This window comes from Xanthomonas sp. 4461 (assembly GCF_024806475.1).
In the GTDB taxonomy this organism is placed as follows: Bacteria; Pseudomonadota; Gammaproteobacteria; order Xanthomonadales; family Xanthomonadaceae; genus Xanthomonas; species Xanthomonas arboricola_F.
Genome location: NZ_JANTYV010000002.1, coordinates 427,127 through 444,445, shown reverse-complemented (window position 1 = coordinate 444,445; position 17,319 = coordinate 427,127). Strand labels below are relative to the sequence as shown.

At 65.6% G+C, this 17,319-nt stretch carries 14 protein-coding genes; 8 read left to right on the top strand and 6 right to left on the bottom strand.

Going from position 1 to position 17,319, the window contains the following annotated elements:
- Positions 1–371: 371 nt before the first annotated feature.
- Complete coding sequence (gene recN, locus FHY19_RS09670; protein ID WP_259153576.1) at positions 372–2,036, bottom strand: DNA repair protein RecN; 1,665 nt, start codon at positions 2,034–2,036, stop codon at positions 372–374.
- A gap of 139 nt (positions 2,037–2,175) precedes the next feature.
- Here recN and hrcA point away from each other — a divergent pair, with 139 nt between their 5' ends.
- From hrcA to FHY19_RS09630, 8 genes are all read left to right on the top strand, one after another.
- The gene (gene hrcA / locus FHY19_RS09665) at positions 2,176–3,207 is read left to right on the top strand and encodes a heat-inducible transcriptional repressor HrcA (protein ID WP_259166363.1); all 1,032 of its coding nucleotides are present in this window, start codon (positions 2,176–2,178) and stop codon (positions 3,205–3,207) included.
- A 99-nt stretch (positions 3,208–3,306) separates the two neighbouring features.
- The gene (gene grpE / locus FHY19_RS09660; protein ID WP_259165362.1) at positions 3,307–3,825 is read left to right on the top strand and encodes a nucleotide exchange factor GrpE; all 519 of its coding nucleotides are present in this window, start codon (positions 3,307–3,309) and stop codon (positions 3,823–3,825) included.
- A gap of 142 nt (positions 3,826–3,967) precedes the next feature.
- A complete protein-coding gene (gene dnaK, locus FHY19_RS09655; protein ID WP_259165360.1) occupies positions 3,968–5,896 on the top strand; it encodes a molecular chaperone DnaK in 1,929 nt (642 codons plus the stop codon).
- A gap of 143 nt (positions 5,897–6,039) precedes the next feature.
- Complete coding sequence (gene dnaJ, locus FHY19_RS09650) at positions 6,040–7,170, top strand: molecular chaperone DnaJ (RefSeq protein ID WP_259153580.1); 1,131 nt, start codon at positions 6,040–6,042, stop codon at positions 7,168–7,170.
- 826 nt (positions 7,171–7,996) lie between these two features.
- Positions 7,997–8,905 carry a pyridoxal kinase gene (gene pdxY / locus FHY19_RS09645; protein ID WP_259165356.1) on the top strand — a complete coding sequence of 303 codons (909 nt, stop codon included), beginning with the start codon at positions 7,997–7,999 and terminating at the stop codon, positions 8,903–8,905.
- Positions 8,902–10,029 carry a prephenate dehydrogenase gene (locus tag FHY19_RS09640; protein WP_259165350.1) on the top strand — a complete coding sequence of 376 codons (1,128 nt, stop codon included), beginning with the start codon at positions 8,902–8,904 and terminating at the stop codon, positions 10,027–10,029. The genes pdxY and FHY19_RS09640 overlap by 4 nt, the downstream gene beginning before the upstream one ends.
- A gap of 420 nt (positions 10,030–10,449) precedes the next feature.
- Positions 10,450–10,701: a hypothetical protein gene (locus tag FHY19_RS09635; RefSeq protein WP_259165349.1), complete on the top strand. Its 252-nt coding sequence runs from the start codon at positions 10,450–10,452 to the stop codon at positions 10,699–10,701.
- 148 nt (positions 10,702–10,849) lie between these two features.
- Positions 10,850–11,248 (top strand): Imm10 family immunity protein, encoded by a 399-nt coding sequence (locus FHY19_RS09630; protein WP_259165348.1) that lies wholly within the window; start codon positions 10,850–10,852, stop codon positions 11,246–11,248.
- 306 nt (positions 11,249–11,554) lie between these two features.
- On the opposite strand, the gene FHY19_RS09625 is transcribed toward FHY19_RS09630, so the two are convergent.
- The 5 genes from FHY19_RS09625 to FHY19_RS09605 form a co-directional block, all read right to left on the bottom strand.
- Positions 11,555–11,749 (bottom strand): hypothetical protein, encoded by a 195-nt coding sequence (locus FHY19_RS09625; RefSeq protein WP_259165342.1) that lies wholly within the window; start codon positions 11,747–11,749, stop codon positions 11,555–11,557.
- 381 nt (positions 11,750–12,130) lie between these two features.
- Positions 12,131–13,534, bottom strand: coding sequence for a TolC family protein (locus FHY19_RS09620; RefSeq protein ID WP_259165339.1), 1,404 nt, complete (start codon positions 13,532–13,534; stop codon positions 12,131–12,133).
- Positions 13,531–14,616 carry an HlyD family efflux transporter periplasmic adaptor subunit gene (locus FHY19_RS09615; protein ID WP_259165330.1) on the bottom strand — a complete coding sequence of 362 codons (1,086 nt, stop codon included), beginning with the start codon at positions 14,614–14,616 and terminating at the stop codon, positions 13,531–13,533. The genes FHY19_RS09620 and FHY19_RS09615 overlap by 4 nt, the downstream gene beginning before the upstream one ends.
- A complete protein-coding gene (locus tag FHY19_RS09610; protein WP_259165328.1) occupies positions 14,600–16,288 on the bottom strand; it encodes an ABC transporter ATP-binding protein in 1,689 nt (562 codons plus the stop codon). Before FHY19_RS09610 ends, FHY19_RS09615 begins: the two co-directional genes overlap by 17 nt.
- 88 nt (positions 16,289–16,376) lie before the next feature.
- Positions 16,377–17,276 carry a hydrogen peroxide-inducible genes activator gene (locus tag FHY19_RS09605; RefSeq protein WP_259153592.1) on the bottom strand — a complete coding sequence of 300 codons (900 nt, stop codon included), beginning with the start codon at positions 17,274–17,276 and terminating at the stop codon, positions 16,377–16,379.
- Positions 17,277–17,319: the final 43 nt, after the last annotated feature.

Here is a 17,319-nt window from a genome sequence, read left to right as displayed (position 1 = left end):
CATCACCGTTTGCGCTTGTCGCGCCTGTGGTGGTCGCGTCGCAGCGATGTTGCCCCCATCCGCCCTTCGGGCACCTTCCCCCGCAGGCGGGGGAAGGGAGCGGTGGAGGGGGTGCCGTGCAATCGAGAGATCACGCGCAGCCAGGCATCGCTTCTCCCGCTGGCGGGAGAAGGTGGCGCGCAGCGCCGGATGAGGGGCAGCACCGTTTGCGCTTGTCGCCTGTGGTGGTCGCGTCGCAGCGATGTTGCCCCCATTCGCCCTTCGGGCACCTTCTCCCACAGACGGGGGAAGGGAGCCTTGTCAGCCAGGAAGGGAGCTTCGTCAGCGGGGGAGGGAACGGGTCCTTTGAATCTGCGAGCTGCTCGCTGCGCTCAGGCGCTCTGCAGCAACTTGCGCGCCGCCGCGCGGGCTTCCTTGCTGACTTCCACGCCGCCGAGCATCCGCGCCAGTTCTTCCTGGCGTGCCTGCGGGCCGAGCAGTTCGACCGCGCTCTGGGTCATGCCGTCCACCGGTGCCTTGCTGACCCGGTAGTGCGCATGGCCCTTGGCCGCGACCTGTGGCAGGTGGGTCACGCACAACACCTGGCGTTCCTCGCCCAGCGCGCGCAGCTTCTGCCCGACGATGTCGGCCACCGCGCCGCCGATGCCCGAATCCACTTCGTCGAAGACCATGGTCGGCACGCTGTCCAGGCCGAGCGCAGCCACTTCGATCGCCAGCGAAATTCGCGACAGCTCGCCGCCGGAGGCGACCTTGCGCAAGGGGCGCGGCGGCTGCCCGGCGTTGGCGGCGACCAAAAATTCCACCCGCTCGGCGCCGTTGGGGTCGGGGCGCAACGTGTCCTGCGGCTGCAGCTGGATCAGGAATTGCCCGCCGCCCATGCCCAACTCGCCGATCAGCGTGGTGGTGGCGGTGGACAAGGCCTCGGCGGCGGTCTTGCGACTGTCGCTGAGCACCCCGGCCGCGCTGCGCCAGACGCCGGTGGCGGACTCGATATGCTTGTCCAGCTGCTGCAGGCGCTCGTCGGCGCCGCGCAGGCTCTCCACTTCCTGACTCATGCGGTCGCGATGGGCGGCCAGTTCGTCCGGGGTGACGCGGTGCTTGCGGGCCAGGTCGTGCAGGCGGCCGAGACGGCGCTCCATCGCCTCGAACTGGGCCGGGTCGGCGTCCAGGTCGTCGCGCACGCGGTCGAGCAGCGCCAGCGCCTCTTCGATCTGGATCACGGCGCTGTCCAGCAGTGCGTCCACCTCGCCCAGGCGTGGTTCGTGTTCGGCGACGCGGGCCAGGTCGTGGCGGCTGTCCTGCAGCAGGCCCAGCGCGCAGGCGCCATCGTCGCCGTTGAGCTGCTGGGCCACGCTGTCGCAGGCGCCGATCAGTGCGGTGGCGTGCGCCTGGCGCCGGTGATTGACGTCCAGCGCGGCGATCGCTGCCGGGTCCAGGTCCTCGCGTTCCAGTTCGCCCAGTTGATGCTCGAGAAAGCCGATGCGGTCGGAGACGTCACCCTGCGCGGACAGCGCGTCGCGCTCGTCCAGCAGCGCCTGCCAGCGCTGGCTGGCCTGGCGCACCTGCTCGCGCTGGGCGCTGTTGCGGGCGTAGGCGTCGAGCAGGGCGAGCTGGCTGTTGCGGGCCATCAGGGCCTGGTGCTCATGCTGGCCGTGGATTTCCACCAGCCTTGATGCCAGCTCGGCCAGCTGCGAGGAGGTCACCGGGCGGCCGTTGATCCAGGCGCGCGAGCCGCCGTCGGCACGGATGATGCGGCGCAGCTGGCATTGGGACTCGTCATCGAGCTCGTTGTCGGCCAGCCAGGCCAGTCCGGGGTGCTCGGCCGGCAACTGGAATTCGGCCGACAGTTCTGCGCGGTCGGCGCCATGGCGCACCACACCGCTGTCGGCGCGCAGGCCGGACAGAAAGCCCAGCGCGTCCACCATCAGCGACTTGCCGGCGCCGGTTTCGCCCGACACCACGGTCATGCCCGGGCCGAATTCGAGCTCGGTGGCGCGGACAACGGCGAAATCCTTGATCGAGAGGTGTCTGAGCATGGGGGTCGAGTGTGAATGCGTTGGGGAAGCTTAGGGCAGGAAGGCGCGGGCAGGGAGTCGGACGCTTGCCATCCCCGGTGCCAGACATTATCTATGCCCAGTCTCACCGGATGATCCCATGCGCGCGTCCCAGTCCCCAATGCTCGACCCCCGCGCCCGCCAGTTGCTGCGCACCTTGATCGCGCGCTACATCCGCGATGGCGAGCCGGTGGGCTCGAAAACCCTGGCCCAGCATGCCGGGCTGGATGTGAGCCCGGCGACCATCCGCAACATCCTGGCCGATCTGGAAGACGTGGGGCTGCTCAGTTCCCCGCATACCTCGGCCGGGCGGGTGCCCACCGCGCACGGCTACCGGGTGTTCGTCGACAGCCTGGTGCAGATGCAGCCGCCGGGCGAAGAAGAAGTGCGGCGCCTGCGCGCGGAGCTGGCCAGCGGCAATGGCACCCAGTCGCTGCTGGGCAGCGCCTCGCAGATGCTGTCGGCGATGAGCCACTTCGTGGGGGTGGTGAGCGCGCCGCGACGCGCGCAGTTCGCGTTCCGGCATATCGATTTCGTGCCCCTGGACGCGCGCCGGGTGCTGGCGATCCTGGTGTTTGCCGACAACGAAGTGCAGAACCGGGTGATCGAGCCGCGCCGCGCCTACGAGCCGGCCGAGCTGGAGCGGGTGGCCAATTATCTCAATGCGCAGTTCGCCGGGCGCGCGCTGTCGGACATCCGCGCCAGCCTGCTGCGCGAACTGCGGATAGCCAAGAACGAGATGGAGCAGCTGCTGGCGCACAGCGTGGACCTGGCCAGCGAGGCGCTGGTGCCGGCCGATGCCGACGACATGGTGATGGCCGGGCAGACCCGGCTGATGGGCGTGCAGGACCTGTCGGACCTGGACCGGCTGCGCGAGCTGTTCGAGGCCTTCGCCAGCAAGCGCGAGATCCTGCAGCTGCTCGAACGCACCATCCAGGCGCCGGGGGTGCGCATCTTCATCGGCGAGGAAACCGGCATGGTGTCGCTGGACGATGTCTCGCTGGTCACCGCGCCGTATGCCGCCAATGGCCAGGTGCTGGGCGTGCTGGGCGTGATCGGGCCCAAACGCATGGCCTACGACCGGGTGATTCCACTGGTGCAGACCGCCGCCCAGGTGCTGGGCGCGGCGATGGAGCCGCCCGACAGGCGATAAGCGGCAGCGATCGATGCGATCGTTTTGCTTGAAACGCGCGCACGCGCCCACATACGGGGTGACGTTGGGGCGGGCGTTCCGCTTGCCCGGGAACTGCACATGAACCAAGACCACCCCGAATTCGACTCCGAAGACCTGTCCCAGAACCCACCCGAGACCGATCCGCTCAAGGCCGAGATCGAGTCGCTGCGCAGCGAGATCGCGCTGGTCAAGGCCGATGCCCTGCGCGAGCGGGCCGATCTGGAAAACCAGCGCAAGCGCATCGCGCGCGACGTCGAAAACGCGCGCAAGTTCGCCAACGAGAAGCTGCTGGGCGAGCTGCTGCCGGTGTTCGACAGCCTGGATGCCGGGCTCACCGCGGCCGGCAGCCAACCCAGCCCGCTGCGCGATGGCCTGGACATGACGTACAAGCAATTGCTCAAGGTCGCCGCCGACAACGGCCTGACCCTGCTCGACCCGGTCGGCCAGCCGTTCAACCCCGACCAGCACCAGGCGATCAGCCAGGGCGAAGCCGACGGCATTGCGCCGGGCCATGTGGTGCAGGTGTTCCAGAAGGGCTACCTGCTCAACGAGCGCCTGCTGCGCCCGGCCCTGGTGGTCGTGGCCAAGCACGACTGATTGCCGGCGCCCGGCTGAACTGCCGGACGCGCGGTTGGAACACAGATGCGCACAGATGGCTTGAACACCTGCGCGCCACCCCCACATCTCAGCCAGACCCGGCGTCGCCGGACACAGCTACAGAATCATCAGGAGCGTATCCATGGGCAAGATCATTGGTATTGACCTCGGCACCACGAACTCGTGCGTGTCGATCATGGACGGCGGCAAGGCCCGCGTCATCGAAAATTCCGAGGGCGATCGCACCACGCCTTCGATCGTCGCCTACACCAAGGACGGCGAAGTGCTGGTCGGTGCCTCGGCCAAGCGCCAGGCAGTGACCAACCCGAAGAACACCTTCTACGCGGTGAAGCGCCTGATCGGCCGCAAGTTCACCGACGCCGAAGTGCAGAAGGACATCTCGCACGTGCCGTACGGCATCCTGGCGCACGACAACGGCGACGCCTGGGTGCAGACCAGCGATGCCAAGCGCATGGCGCCGCAGGAAATCTCCGCGCGCGTGCTGGAAAAGATGAAGAAGACCGCCGAGGATTTCCTGGGCGAGAAGGTCACCGAGGCGGTGATCACCGTGCCGGCCTACTTCAACGACAGCCAGCGTCAGGCCACCAAGGACGCCGGCCGCATCGCCGGTCTGGACGTCAAGCGCATCATCAACGAGCCGACCGCCGCAGCCCTGGCCTATGGCCTGGACAAGAACGGTGGCGACCGCAAGATCGCCGTGTACGACCTGGGCGGCGGCACCTTCGACGTGTCGATCATCGAAATCGCTGAAGTCGATGGCGAGAAGCAGTTCGAAGTGCTGGCCACCAATGGCGACACCTTCCTGGGCGGCGAAGACTTCGACAACCGCGTCATCGAGTACCTGGTCGACGAGTTCAACAAGGATCAGGGCATCGATCTGCGCAAGGACCCGTTGGCACTGCAGCGCCTGAAGGATGCCGCAGAGCGCGCCAAGATCGAGCTGTCGACCAGCCAGCAGACCGAAGTGAACCTGCCGTACGTCACCGCCGATGCCTCGGGCCCGAAGCACCTCAACATCAAGGTGACCCGTGCCAAGCTCGAAGCGCTGGTGGAAGACCTGGTCAAGAAGTCGATCGAGCCGTGCCGCACCGCGTTGAACGATGCCGGCCTGCGCGCCAGCGACATCAACGAAGTGATCCTGGTCGGCGGTCAGACCCGCATGCCGAAGGTGCAGCAGGCGGTTGCCGATTTCTTCGGCAAGGAGCCGCGCAAGGACGTCAACCCGGATGAAGCGGTGGCTGTGGGCGCTGCGATCCAGGGCGGCGTGCTGGCCGGCGACGTCAAGGACGTGCTGCTGCTGGACGTGACCCCGCTGTCGCTGGGTATCGAAACCATGGGCGGCGTGTTCACCAAGATCATCGAAAAGAACACCACCATCCCGACCAAGGCCTCGCAGACCTTCTCCACCGCCGAGGACAACCAGTCGGCCGTGACCGTGCACGTGCTGCAGGGCGAGCGCGAGCAGGCCCGCTTCAACAAGTCGCTGGCCAAGTTCGACCTGTCCGGCATCGAGCCGGCCCCGCGCGGCATGCCGCAGGTGGAGGTGTCCTTCGACATCGACGCCAACGGCATCCTGCACGTGTCGGCCAAGGACAAGAAGACCAACAAGGAACAGAAGGTCGAGATCAAGGCCGGGTCGGGCCTGTCGGACGAAGAGATCCAGCGCATGGTCGCGGACGCGGAAGCCAACCGCGAGGAAGACAAGAAGTTCCAGGAACTGGTACAGGCCCGTAACCAGGCCGATGGCCTGATCCACGCCACCCGCACCGCGATCACCGAGCATGGCAGCAAGGTCGGTGGCGATGTGATCGGCAAGGTGGAAGCGGCATTGTCGGATCTGGAAAAGGCCATGAAGGGCGACGACAAGGCGCAGATCGAAGCGCGCAGCAAGACCCTGGAAGAAGCCGGCCAGTCGCTGTACGCAGCGGCCGCCGCGGCAGAGCAGGGCGGCAACGCCGATGCGGCCAGCGGCAACGCGCAGGCCTCCAAGGCCGCCGATGACGTGGTGGACGCCGAGTTCACCGAGGTCAAGGACGACAAGAAGGCGTGAGTGGGGAATAGGGAATCGAGAATGGGAGGAGCGGTGCTGCGGCATCGCTCCTTCCCGTTGTCTGACCCTTCCACTTTCGATTGCGATTTACTGAGGATGTACGCTTTGAACGATTCCCGTCTCCCGATTCCCGATTCCCTGTCATGAGCAAACGCGATTACTACGAAGTGCTGGGCGTTGCCCGTGGCGCCAGCGACGAGGAGCTGAAGAAGGCGTATCGGCGCTGTGCGATGAAGCACCACCCGGACCGCAACCCAGGCGACGCTGCTGCCGAGGCGATGTTCAAGGAGTGCAAGGAAGCCTATGAGGTGTTGTCGGACGGCAACAAGCGCCGCGCCTACGATGCGCATGGCCACGCTGCGTTCGAGCACGGCATGGGCGGTGGTGGCGGTGGGCCGGGTGGCCCGGACATGGGAGATATCTTTGGCGATATCTTCGGCAATATTTTCGGCGGTGGCGCCGCCGGTCCGCGCGCTGCGCGACGTGGCGCCGACGTCGGTTACGTATTGGAACTGGATCTGGAAGAAGCCGTCGCCGGTATCGAGCGCCGCATCGAGATCCCTACCCTGATCGAATGCGAGCCCTGCCACGGCAGCGGTTCGGAAGACGGCAAGGTCGAGACCTGCGGCACCTGTCATGGGCGCGGCCAGGTGCGCATCCAGCGCGGCATCTTTGCGATGCAGCAGAGCTGCCCGCATTGCGATGGACGCGGCACGCTGATCCAGAACCCGTGCAAGACCTGCCATGGCGCCGGTCGCGTGGAAGAAGACAAGGTGCTGTCGATCAAGGTGCCCGCTGGCGTGGATACCGGCGACCGTATCCGTCTGGCAGGCGAAGGCGAAGCCGGTCCGGCCGGCACGCCGCCAGGCGATCTGTATGTGGAAGTGCGCGTGCGCGAGCATGCGATCTTCCAGCGCGACGGCGACGACTTGCATTGCGAAGTGCCGATCCGCATTTCGCAGGCCGCGCTCGGCGACACCGTGCGCGTGGCGACCCTGGGCGGGGAGGCGGAAATCCGCATTCCGGCCGAGACCCAGACCGGCAAGCTGTTCCGGTTGCGCGGCAAGGGCGTGCGCTCGGTGCGCAGCCGCAGCGAAGGCGATCTGTACTGCCGTGTGGTGGTCGAGACGCCGGTGAACCTGACCGCCGATCAGCGCGAGTTGCTGCAGCAGTTCGAGGCAACCTTCACCGGTGAGGATGCGCGCAAGCATTCGCCCAAGTCGGCCACCTTCATCGATGGCGTCAAGGGTTTCTGGGATCGCATGACGTCGTAGACGACGTCATGGCAGTGGGCGACGCTGCCCAACGCCACGCCTGCTCCTGCCGGGAGCAGGCATGACGTCGGGCAAGGCGAGTGAGTGAAAGACGGCCTCGCTTCGCTCGCTGGAAAGCGATTGGGCAGCGACATCGTTCTCCCTTCGTGGAACGTGCCACACGAACGACATCCTTCTCGCTCGGCAGAAGTGCCAGGCGCGCGTTCGCAAGAAAACTAAAAGAAGCTCGCTCGCAAGAAATGCCAGAAGAACGACATCCTTCTCACTCGAGAGAAGGTGCCAGAAGAACGACATCCTTCTCGCTCGAGAGAAGGTGCCAGAAGACATCCTTCTCCCCTCGGGAGAAGGTGCCCGAAGGGCGGATGAGGGTACGGCATGCCGACTGTTAAAGCCGCCCTGCATCGATAGCCTGGTCGCTCGCTCTGGTTCAGCCGGGCAGCACTAGAACTATCCTAGTGGCGACGCGTCGTTCTGCGCTCCGTGCAGGCCCGCGCTTCATGTTGTCACGCGCGCCGATCGATCGAATCAATACGCCATGCCGCGGACTGCACCCGCGCCACTGACACCCTCGCGACGCTGCGTCGATACTCGCCCGGTCAGCACCATCGCGCCTGGTCAGACCGGAACATCTGCACAACATGCAGATATTGCGCAGCGCTGACGCGTTCGGCTCTGGCGTGCGCGTCACCACCGGCTCCAATGTCGGCGCCCTTCCGGATCGCATCCAGTCAAGCGCGTCGCACCGAACATTACGCGGCTCCAAACACTCCACGCGCTCACGCATTGCGGCAGATAATGGGGCTCTCCCTTCCCGACGGCGTCTCCCATGAGCGATGCAACCGATAGTCATCTCGTCCACGGTCGCCGCCAGCGCCCGGAGGGTCCCTCGCCGATCGATGTGATCTCGGTGCAGTCGCAACTGGTCTACGGCCATGCCGGCAACAGCGCCGCCGTGCCGCCGCTGCGTGCGCTTGGACTGCGTGTGGCCGAAGTGCCAACCACCTTGCTCAGTAACGCGCCGTTCTATGCGACCTTGCGCGGCCGTATCCTGCCGGCCCACTGGCTGGCCGACCTGCTGCTCGGTGCCACCGAGCGCGGCCTGCCGCAGCGGGCGCGTATGCTGGTCTCCGGCTATTTCGGCAGCCTGGCCAATGGCGAAGCATTCGCCGACTGGCTTGAACAGACCTTGCCGCAGGCCCCGCAACTGCGCTATTGCCTGGATCCGGTGATCGGCGATACGCATACCGGCCCCTACGTCGAGCCGGGGCTGGAGCGCGTGTTCGCCGAACGGTTGCTGCCGCATGCCTGGCTGGTCACGCCCAATGCGTTCGAGCTGGGACGCCTGACCGGTCTGCCCAGCCTGGAGCAGGACGACGCCATCGCCGCGGCGCGTGTCCTGCTCGCCCGCGGCCCGCAATGGGTGCTTGCGCACAGCGTTGCCGGCGCGACAGGCGAGTTGGTGACCCTGGCGGTCAGCACGGATGCGGTGTATCGCTGGGCCAGCCCGCATCTGCCGGTCGACGTGGCCGGCACCGGCGATGTGCTGATGGCGCTGCTGATCGGCTTTTTGCTGCGCGATATGCCGTTCGAGCAGGCGGTGGGACACGCGCTAACCGGCGTACACGGCGCGCTGGAGGCAACCCTGGCCGCAGGCTACGAAGAGTTCGACGTACTGGCCGCCGCGCCGGCCGCGCTTGCGGCACTGCCGCGCTTTGCCGTCGAGCGCCTGGCATGAATGCGCGGCCGGTGGTCGGCATCGTCGGCATTGCCGGCGCCTACGGACGCTGGCTGGCGCAGTTCCTGCGCACGCGCATGGGGTTGCAGGTGATCGGCTTCGATCCGGCCGGCGACGGCGATATGGACGAGGCCACCCTGGCGCAGCGTGCGGATGTGCTGATTTTTTCTGCGCCGATTCGCCACACCGCGGCGTTGATCCAGCGCTATGTGGAGCTTGCCGGCCCGCGTGCCGCGTCGCAGTTGTGGATGGATGTCACCTCGATCAAGCAGGCGCCGGTCGCTGCGATGCTGGCGTCGCAAGCAGACGTCGTCGGCCTGCATCCGATGACCGCGCCGCCCAAATCGCCGACCTTGAAGGGGCGGGTGATGGTGGTCTGCGAAGCGCGCCTGCAGCACTGGTCGGCGTGGGTGCAGACCTTGTACGCAGCACTCCAGGCAGAGTGCGTGTATGCCTCGCCCGAGCACCACGACCGGGTAATGGCCTTGGTACAGGCGATGGTGCATGCCACCCATCTTGCGCAGGCTGGCACCCTGCGCGACTACGCACCGCTGTTGGGCCACTTGCAGGCGTTGATGCCGTATCGCTCCGCGTCGTTCGAGCTGGACACGGCGGTGATCGCGCGAATCCTCTCGCTCAATCCATCGATCTACGAAGACATCCAGTTCGGTAACCCGTACGTCGGCGAAATGCTCGACCGCCTGCTGTCGCAGCTGCAGCAGTTACGCGCACTGGTGGCGCAAGGCGACGATGCGGCACGCGCGCAGTTCCGCAGGCAGTTCCTGGACGCGAACGTGCACGCTTTGCAACACACTGCGCTGGCTGCAGGCAACTACACCTACGAGCGCGTGGGCTACCTGCTGGCCGACCTCACCGAGCCGCTGACCTTGAGCGTGTATCTGCCCGAAGACCAGCCCGGTTCGCTGCGCACGCTGTTGCATGTCTTCGAGCGGCACGCGGTAAACCTGTCGTCGATCCATTCCTCGCGCACACCGGCGGGTGAGCTGCATTTTCGTATCGGGTTCGAAGAGGGCAGCGATTTTCAGTCATTGGCAGATGCGGCGAACGAGATCGATGCGCGTGGGATCGGGCGCGTGCTGGATCGTCCTGAGCGGGGACAGTGATTGCCGAAGGGATGCCCTGCGGCGGTCCATAGCTTCAAGACGCTAGTTGTGCCTGCGGTGTGCCTGTCACGCCGAAGCACCTTGCGCTTGGTGAATGCATCTTCGGCAACCGCCTGGTTTGCCGGCCGGATTCGGTGCCTTGTCTTTGTGTGAGCGTTGCTCGGTGCGTTTTTCAGTCCGCCTTGCGACATGGCAAGTGCGGTGTGCGGGATTATCTGTGGCCTTGGCTCGTCTGGGCGGCAACGGTGTCGGGACAGACAAGGTCGGTGGCGTTGGTCATTGATCGCGTATGCCTGGCGATGAAGTAGCGATGGGTTTCTGGACTTAAAAGCCGGTTGTTACGGTTCTGCAGTACAGTCATCTTACTATTCACTCAAGCCTATGCCGTTTTACTAGACGGATGAATCCAGACACGACGCCATGCAAATTTTCTTGAAAATTTTGATTGTTCTCGGGAGCTTTGTAGCTGGCGCTGTGGCTAGCGTCGTCCTGGCGAGTACTTATGTGAATGCCAGCTATTCCTGCCAGCCTGCTCCTGGCGAGCCATGTGATGCTGGCGGCTATGCGGGTCTGAGCTTGGCTATCCTTCTGACACCGGTGCTCGGTCTATCATTTGCCTTATTCGGCTACTGGCTGATTGTGCGCTATCAACGTCGATTAGAGGCTGAGTAATTGATCAAGCCAGCCGCTCCGCGGTGCGGCCGCCATCAGCGTTGGTGTACACAGGGGTCTCAATGGAATGTGCAGTGGCGGGCGCCACTGATATTGCATCATGGCCGGACCTTCATCGGGTCGAATTACTTCGGGCGCTAGCATCAAAATGGCTGCATTCGCATTTCAAGCAAACATCGTCACCACTTCAGATCCTGACGGTGGGTTCCTGCTAGTGGGATTCGCTGATCGTGAAGCCGATGCCGAGGTCTACCTCGTACTTCAGCGCGGCTTGGATCTCGATGGGCAGGACGTGGAGCATGGTATGGACACTTATTACGTTGAGTGGTCGGGCCAGCAATACGCCTGTTACGGTGGCATCTCCAAGGTTTCGCTGCAGTCGAACCGTGCCCTTATCACGTTTGCTCCAGATGCAGCGCGGGTGCTCGGTGGCATGGAAGCTCTCACCATCTCATTCCAATTGGAAGCGTCCAGGCATTTGGCGTTGCGTGAAGCGCTAGAGCGTGTGTTCGAGGGAAGTGACTGCCTCGTCGTTGCCGATGCCTGAAACTTGATTCAAATAGCTGCATTTCGATGCTCGCTTCGAGCCTCATGCCTCCATGGAAATAGTGGGTACTCGCCGCCGTCTTTCAGGCTGTGCAGCGGCCATAGAACGCCTTGCATGGAGGCGTTGCCCACCCAGTAGAGCCCCCTGGCGTCGACGGAATCGGTTCCTCGTTGCCTGAAGCCGACAAATGCAGATTTCATCCACACGGGGTGTGGATGAAAGTTGCACAAGCATGTGGATAACCGGTTGCAGCCCTTGCGGGGCAAGGGCTGTGGTCTGCTTGGTCAAAAATTGACCAGCCAGTGCTCAAGGCGTGGAAAGTTGCAGCTCGCCGCCGTCGGTGATGAAGCGCTGGCCTTGCCGTTGCAGGTGACGGCCATCGGGGAGCTCGTAACGTGGCGCTGGATGCGCGCCCGGGACAGTTGACTGTTCGTCGCGGAATTCGATGATGACGTACGGCTCGCCATCTGCGCCGATCGCGGGAAATTGCCGAAAAGACATATGCACCTCCGAGGGATTCCAAGCTTGCCGTGCGGACCACTGGCCCGCACCGCCAGCAGTCGGCTGGCACACCGAGGATGCGCACGCAGATGTTATTCAGATGTCGTCGTGGGATGAGGGGGAGCTGGAATGGCGCGTTCGCCATGCTGCGTCGATTCTGCGGTGTCTTTGCCCGGTCCCAGCGCAGTAACGGCAAGCTCGCGGCTGCTTGCAAGCGAGGCAGCCGCGACGCCTGCAGCCCGGTGCCGGCCGAGGCGATGCGGGTTTGTACAGGGCGCCCGGCGGTATCGTGATGGATGCAGCGTAAACCCTATCAGGCACTGCATGCGCCGCAGCGCAGGATCCACGCGTGCAGACGTGGACCAGCACAGACTCGACCCATCAACGACTCAATTGCAATGCATCGCGGTCCGCGGTGGCTGCTGCCAGTTCTGCGCGTGCCGACGCAATCCGCGCCTGCGCGTCGATCAAGCGCACGCGTGCGTCGTTGGCGGTTTCTTCGCGTTGATTGACCAGGAAGAAATCGCCGGAGCCCAGTTCGAAGCGCCGCCGTTCGGCGGCCGCCAGGCGGTCGGCGAGGCCGCGTTCTTCATCGGCCATCTTGGCCAGTCGCTCTGCTGCGTTGAGCGAGATGACGATCGACTCCACCTCCACCGAGATCTGGTCGCGCAGGAAGCGGCTGCGCTGATCCAGTGCTTCGATCTCGGCGCGCGCTTCGGCAACGCGGCCTTTGGCGGAGCGGTTCTCCAGCGGCACGCTGAAACGAAAGCCGATGATCGCATCGGTCGGCGAGCGGTTCGGCCCGCCCATGCCGGGGGGGCCCAGATCCTTGCTGACTTCGAAACTCACATCCAGCCGTGGCTTCAGATCGTTCTGCGCCAGCATCAGCCGGGCAGTGGCCTGGTCGATGCGGGTCAGCACGGCGCGGTAATCGGGCCGCTCCACCGGCGCGGTGATCTTGCTGGCACCGGCCAGACCTTCCAGCGCGGAGGTATCGGGCGGCAGGCGCTCGCTCGAGACGATCAGCGGCATGCCGGCGTCGTCGCGCAGATACAGCGACAAGGCATTGGCCGCGTTGGCGAAGTCCTGTTCGGAGCGCACCACCAGTGCGCGCCGGCGCACCAGGTTCTGGTCGTTTTCGGTCAGCAGAATGGTCGGGCGCGCGCCAAGCGTCACCTGCCGCGAAATCGCATTGCGGCGGCGCTCTGCCAACGCCAGCAGGTCGTTGTACGCACGCAGCTTCAGGCCGGCCGCCACCCAGCTCTGGTAGGCGTCCACGGCGCGCCGCTGCACGCCGATCGCCACCATCTCCGCTTCGTACTGCGCCACATTGATGTCGGCGCTGGCGACGCTGCGCCGGGTACGGCGCTCGTCCACCACGCGGTCGCGCAGCAGCGCGTACAAGGCACCGACCTTCACTTCGCCGCCGCGATCGGTATACGACTTGTCTTCGTAGACCGGGAACGCACCACGCGAGGAGCGGTAGCCGCCGTAGTAATAGCCGCCGTTGTTCTCGAACGGTCGCTTGACGCCGCTTTCGATGGTGCTGCCGTCGTAGTAGCCGGCCTCGCGCGAGCGGCCTTCGATGTCGAACACGGTATCGAACGCACCGTCGGCCGATATGCCTTTGCCTTCGGCCTGGCGGACTTTTGCCAGCGCTTCGACGATCTGCGGCGCAGAGCGGGCCGAGGAGTGCAGCACTTCGTCCAGGGTCAGCGGCGCGGCCTGGGCGAAGGCCGCACCGGGGCAGAGTGCGATCAGCAGGACCAGCAGATGCCGCATCATTTCTTGCCCGTCGTGTCGTCTTCGGACTTGTCGGCGGCGGGCTTGGCCTTGCCATCGTCCTGCGTGGCGGCAGAGGGGCGCCGGCCGAATTCCAACGGGAAGTTGTTGAGCTGGCGCCACAGTTCGTAGCCCACCCGCACCGTCTCGCCCAGCACCCAGCCGCGCACCTTGCCGCCCTGGCGGGCGAATTCCTGCGCCGGCCAGGCCGGTTTTCCCGGCTGCGGCTCGACCAGGATGCGGAACAGCCCATCCGGCGCGGCATTGGGGTCGATTGCGCGCACGCGGCCATCGAACATGCCGTGCGCCACCGACGGCCAGCCGCTGAACTGGATCGCCGGCCAGCCTTCGAACTCCAGCCGCACCGGGCGGCCGGGGCGAATCAACGGGACGTCGCGGCCATCGATGTACAGCTCCACTGCACGCTCCACGCGCTCGGGCGCGATCACCGCCAGCACCGTGCCGGGCGAGACCATGGCGCTGCCGCTGGCGGCGTTGAGCTGCTGCACGCGGCCATCGCGCGGCGCGCGCACCAGCTGCGCGGACTGACGGTTCAACTGGATGTCGATGCGGTTCAATTTGGCGCGCGATTCGGCCAGCTTGGCGTCGGCCTCGGCCACCTTGATCTGGGTCAGCTCGTAATCGCGGCGGCCGGCCAGTCCTTCGGCGAGCAATTGCCGGCTGCGTTCCACGTCGATGCTGGCGACCGCGCGCGATTGCTGGATGGCGGTGATTTCCGCCGCGACCTGCGCGCGCTCGCTGGCAAGCCGGGTGAGCAGATCCGGGTCCAGGTCGCCGACGCGCGCGATCGGGTCGCCCTTGGAGACGTGCTGGCCGTCGTGTACATACCAACGTTCGACACGGCCAGGCACAAAGGCGGTGACCTGCTGCTGGCGATCGCCCGGGTCGAGCGAGACCACCTGGCCCTTGCCGCTGGCGGTCTGCACCCACGGTGCGAACGCCAGGATCGCGCCTGCGATGGCGACGCCGATCAACAGCATCCACGCCAGCACCTTGGCGATGCTCGGTGGCCGCATCGAGGCCAGCGTGGGGAAGTGCGCGATCCGATCAGGGGCGTGCTGCATTGCTGGCCTCCTGGGTGGATGCGATCAGTTCGGCGCGCGTGGCGTAGCGCTGCTGGCGCTCGGGCTCCAGGCGGAACCAGCCATCCAGTTCGATGTCTTCCGGCCTGCCGGTGCACAGCAGCACGGTGGTGCCGGCCTCCTTCAGGCGGCCCAGCACGCGGGTCAGGCGTTCTGCCGGGAGCAGGTCGTAGAGCTGCGACAACATCAGCACGCGCGGGCGCACCAGCAAGGCGTTGGCCAGCTTCAATGCCATCACTTCGCCGATCCACAGCGGGAAGCCGGACGCGGCAAGACGCGTGTCCAGGCCCTGCGGCAGCGCGGCGATGCGCGCGCGCAGCCCCACCGTGTCGATGGCTTCCAGCATCGCTTCGGAGCTCACGTCCGGCGAGGCCATGGCCAGATACTCGCGGATGGTCACCTCGACGATGGTCGGTCGATCGAGCACGGTGACTTCCGAGCGCAGCAGGTACATGTCGAAGGTGGCCAGGTCCGCGCCACCCACCATGACCAGGCCACGATCCGGCACCACATGGCGCTTGAGCACCATCGCCAGCAGCCGTTCGGCGCCGCCATCGGCCAGCGTCACCAAGTGCTCGCCCGCTTCCAGGGTGAAATCGAAACGCGCGCCCTCGATCACCACGCCATCCAGCCGCACCGCGCTGTTGCCGGGGATCTTGCCGGCCGCCGCCACGGCGCGTTCCTGCGGAATGGCATACAGCAGCGACAATTCTTCCGCGCTGGCAACCAGGTCGTAGAACGTGTCCAGATAGGCGCCGAGCTGCGCGATGCCATAGAACACTGCGCTCAGGATCAGCTCGGCCGCCACCAACTGCCCAATCGACAGCTCGCCGCGCAGGATCAGGCTGCCGCCCAATGCCAGCAGCGCCGCGCTGGCAACCGCGTACAGCAGCAGGAACGCCACCGTCTGGGTGAAGCTGTAGCGGAAATGGCGCCGGTGCCGGTCGACGTAGGCCGCAGTGACCGCTTCGGAGCGATCCATCGCAAAGTTGAGATGGCGGCTGGATTTGTAGAAACCGTTGGAACCGCCGACGCTTTCCAGCCAGTGCGCGGCATTGTGCTTGGCGTGGCTGAGCTCGACCGCAGTGCGGATCGAACCGCGCGACCAGATCATCCAGATCGCGAAGATGATCAGCAGCAGCAAGGCGTTGAACCCGAGGAAGAACGGGTGGTAGAAGCTGGTGACGACCAGGCCGACCGCCGACTGCAGCACGATGGTGAAGGCGCCGATCGCCAGGCTGGGCACCGCTTTTTGCACCACCACCAGATCGAAGTAGCGGTTGAACACATCGCCGCGGTTCTGGTCGGCGAAGAAGGGGTTCTGCGCATGCACTGCGCGCACCGTGATCTCGGCCACCACGCGCGCAAACAGGCGGCGTTCGAACAGCGCCATCATCCACACCCGCATCGCGCTCAGGCACGCTACCAGCAGCAGCAGCCCCAGCAGCAGGCCCGACAACGTCCACAGCGGTGTGGGCAGGGCGGTGTTGGCGACGCTGTTGATCAGCAACTGCACCGAAATGGGCGTGGCCAGCGACAGCAGGCTGATCGCCACGCCGTACACCAGGGCAAGACGCACATACGGCATGTCCGGCCCGACGATTTCCGCCAGCCAGCCCACCGCTTCCCGCCATCCGATCCGCTGTGACGCCATTGAACTTCCATTGATGAGTTCAGTGAAGCATTGACGAGTTGCCGCTATAGGACAAGGCCGGAGCGCTTATCCGTTGTATAGGATTTTCCTATGCGGCTGCCGCACGCAGCAAATCGGCGATCAAACCGAACGCCGGCGCACGCCCTGCACCTTGCCGCCACAGCAGCCCGATCTCGCGGTAATAGCGGCCGCCCTTGATCGGGCGCACCACCACATCGTCGCCTTCGCGGATTTCCTGGCGCACGTACAGGTCCGGCAACAGCGCCAACCCCATGCCCATGCCGGCCATCTGCCGGATCGCATCCAGACTGGTTCCTTCGTAATCGCGCAGCACATGGGCGCCGACATCCATCGCGATGGCGGCGACCTGTTCGGCCAATCGGTACTCCGGCATCAAGGTGAGCAGGTTGGCACCGCGCAAGTCGGCAGGGGTGACGTAGCGCTTGGCGCGCAGCGGGTGATCGGCGGCCATGGTCACGTGCAGAGGTTCGCGGAACAGCCGCTCGCTATGCAGGCTGCGTCCGGCCACCGGCAATTGCGCCAGGATCAGGTCGTGCACGCCGTTGGCCAGGTCGCTGGCCAGGACGGTCGGCAGGCCCTCGCGCACGTGCACGCGCAGCGCCGGGTGCTCGCGGTGCAATCGTGCGACCAGGCTGGGCATCAGGTAGGCGCCCAGCGTGGGCGAGACCCCGAGCCGGATGGTGCCGATCAACGTGTCGGCCGCCGTGGTGCGCACGTCTTCCAGATCGGTCACGTCGAGCAGGATGCTGCGCGCGCGATCGAGCAGGTCGCGCCCGAGCGGGGTCAGGATGGCCGGCACGCCGCGCTCGAACAGCGGTGCGCCGATAATGCTTTCCAGTGCGCGGATCTGCTGCGACAACGAGGGCTGCGACACGCCCATCTGTTCGGCGGCACGGGTGAAGCTGCCGGTGTCGGCAAGTGCGACGAAGTAGCTCAGTTGGCGAAGGGTGGTTTTGGGGCGGGGCATGGTCGCATCGGTCCGTCGGGTCGCTCGGAGTCGCACTGCCGGC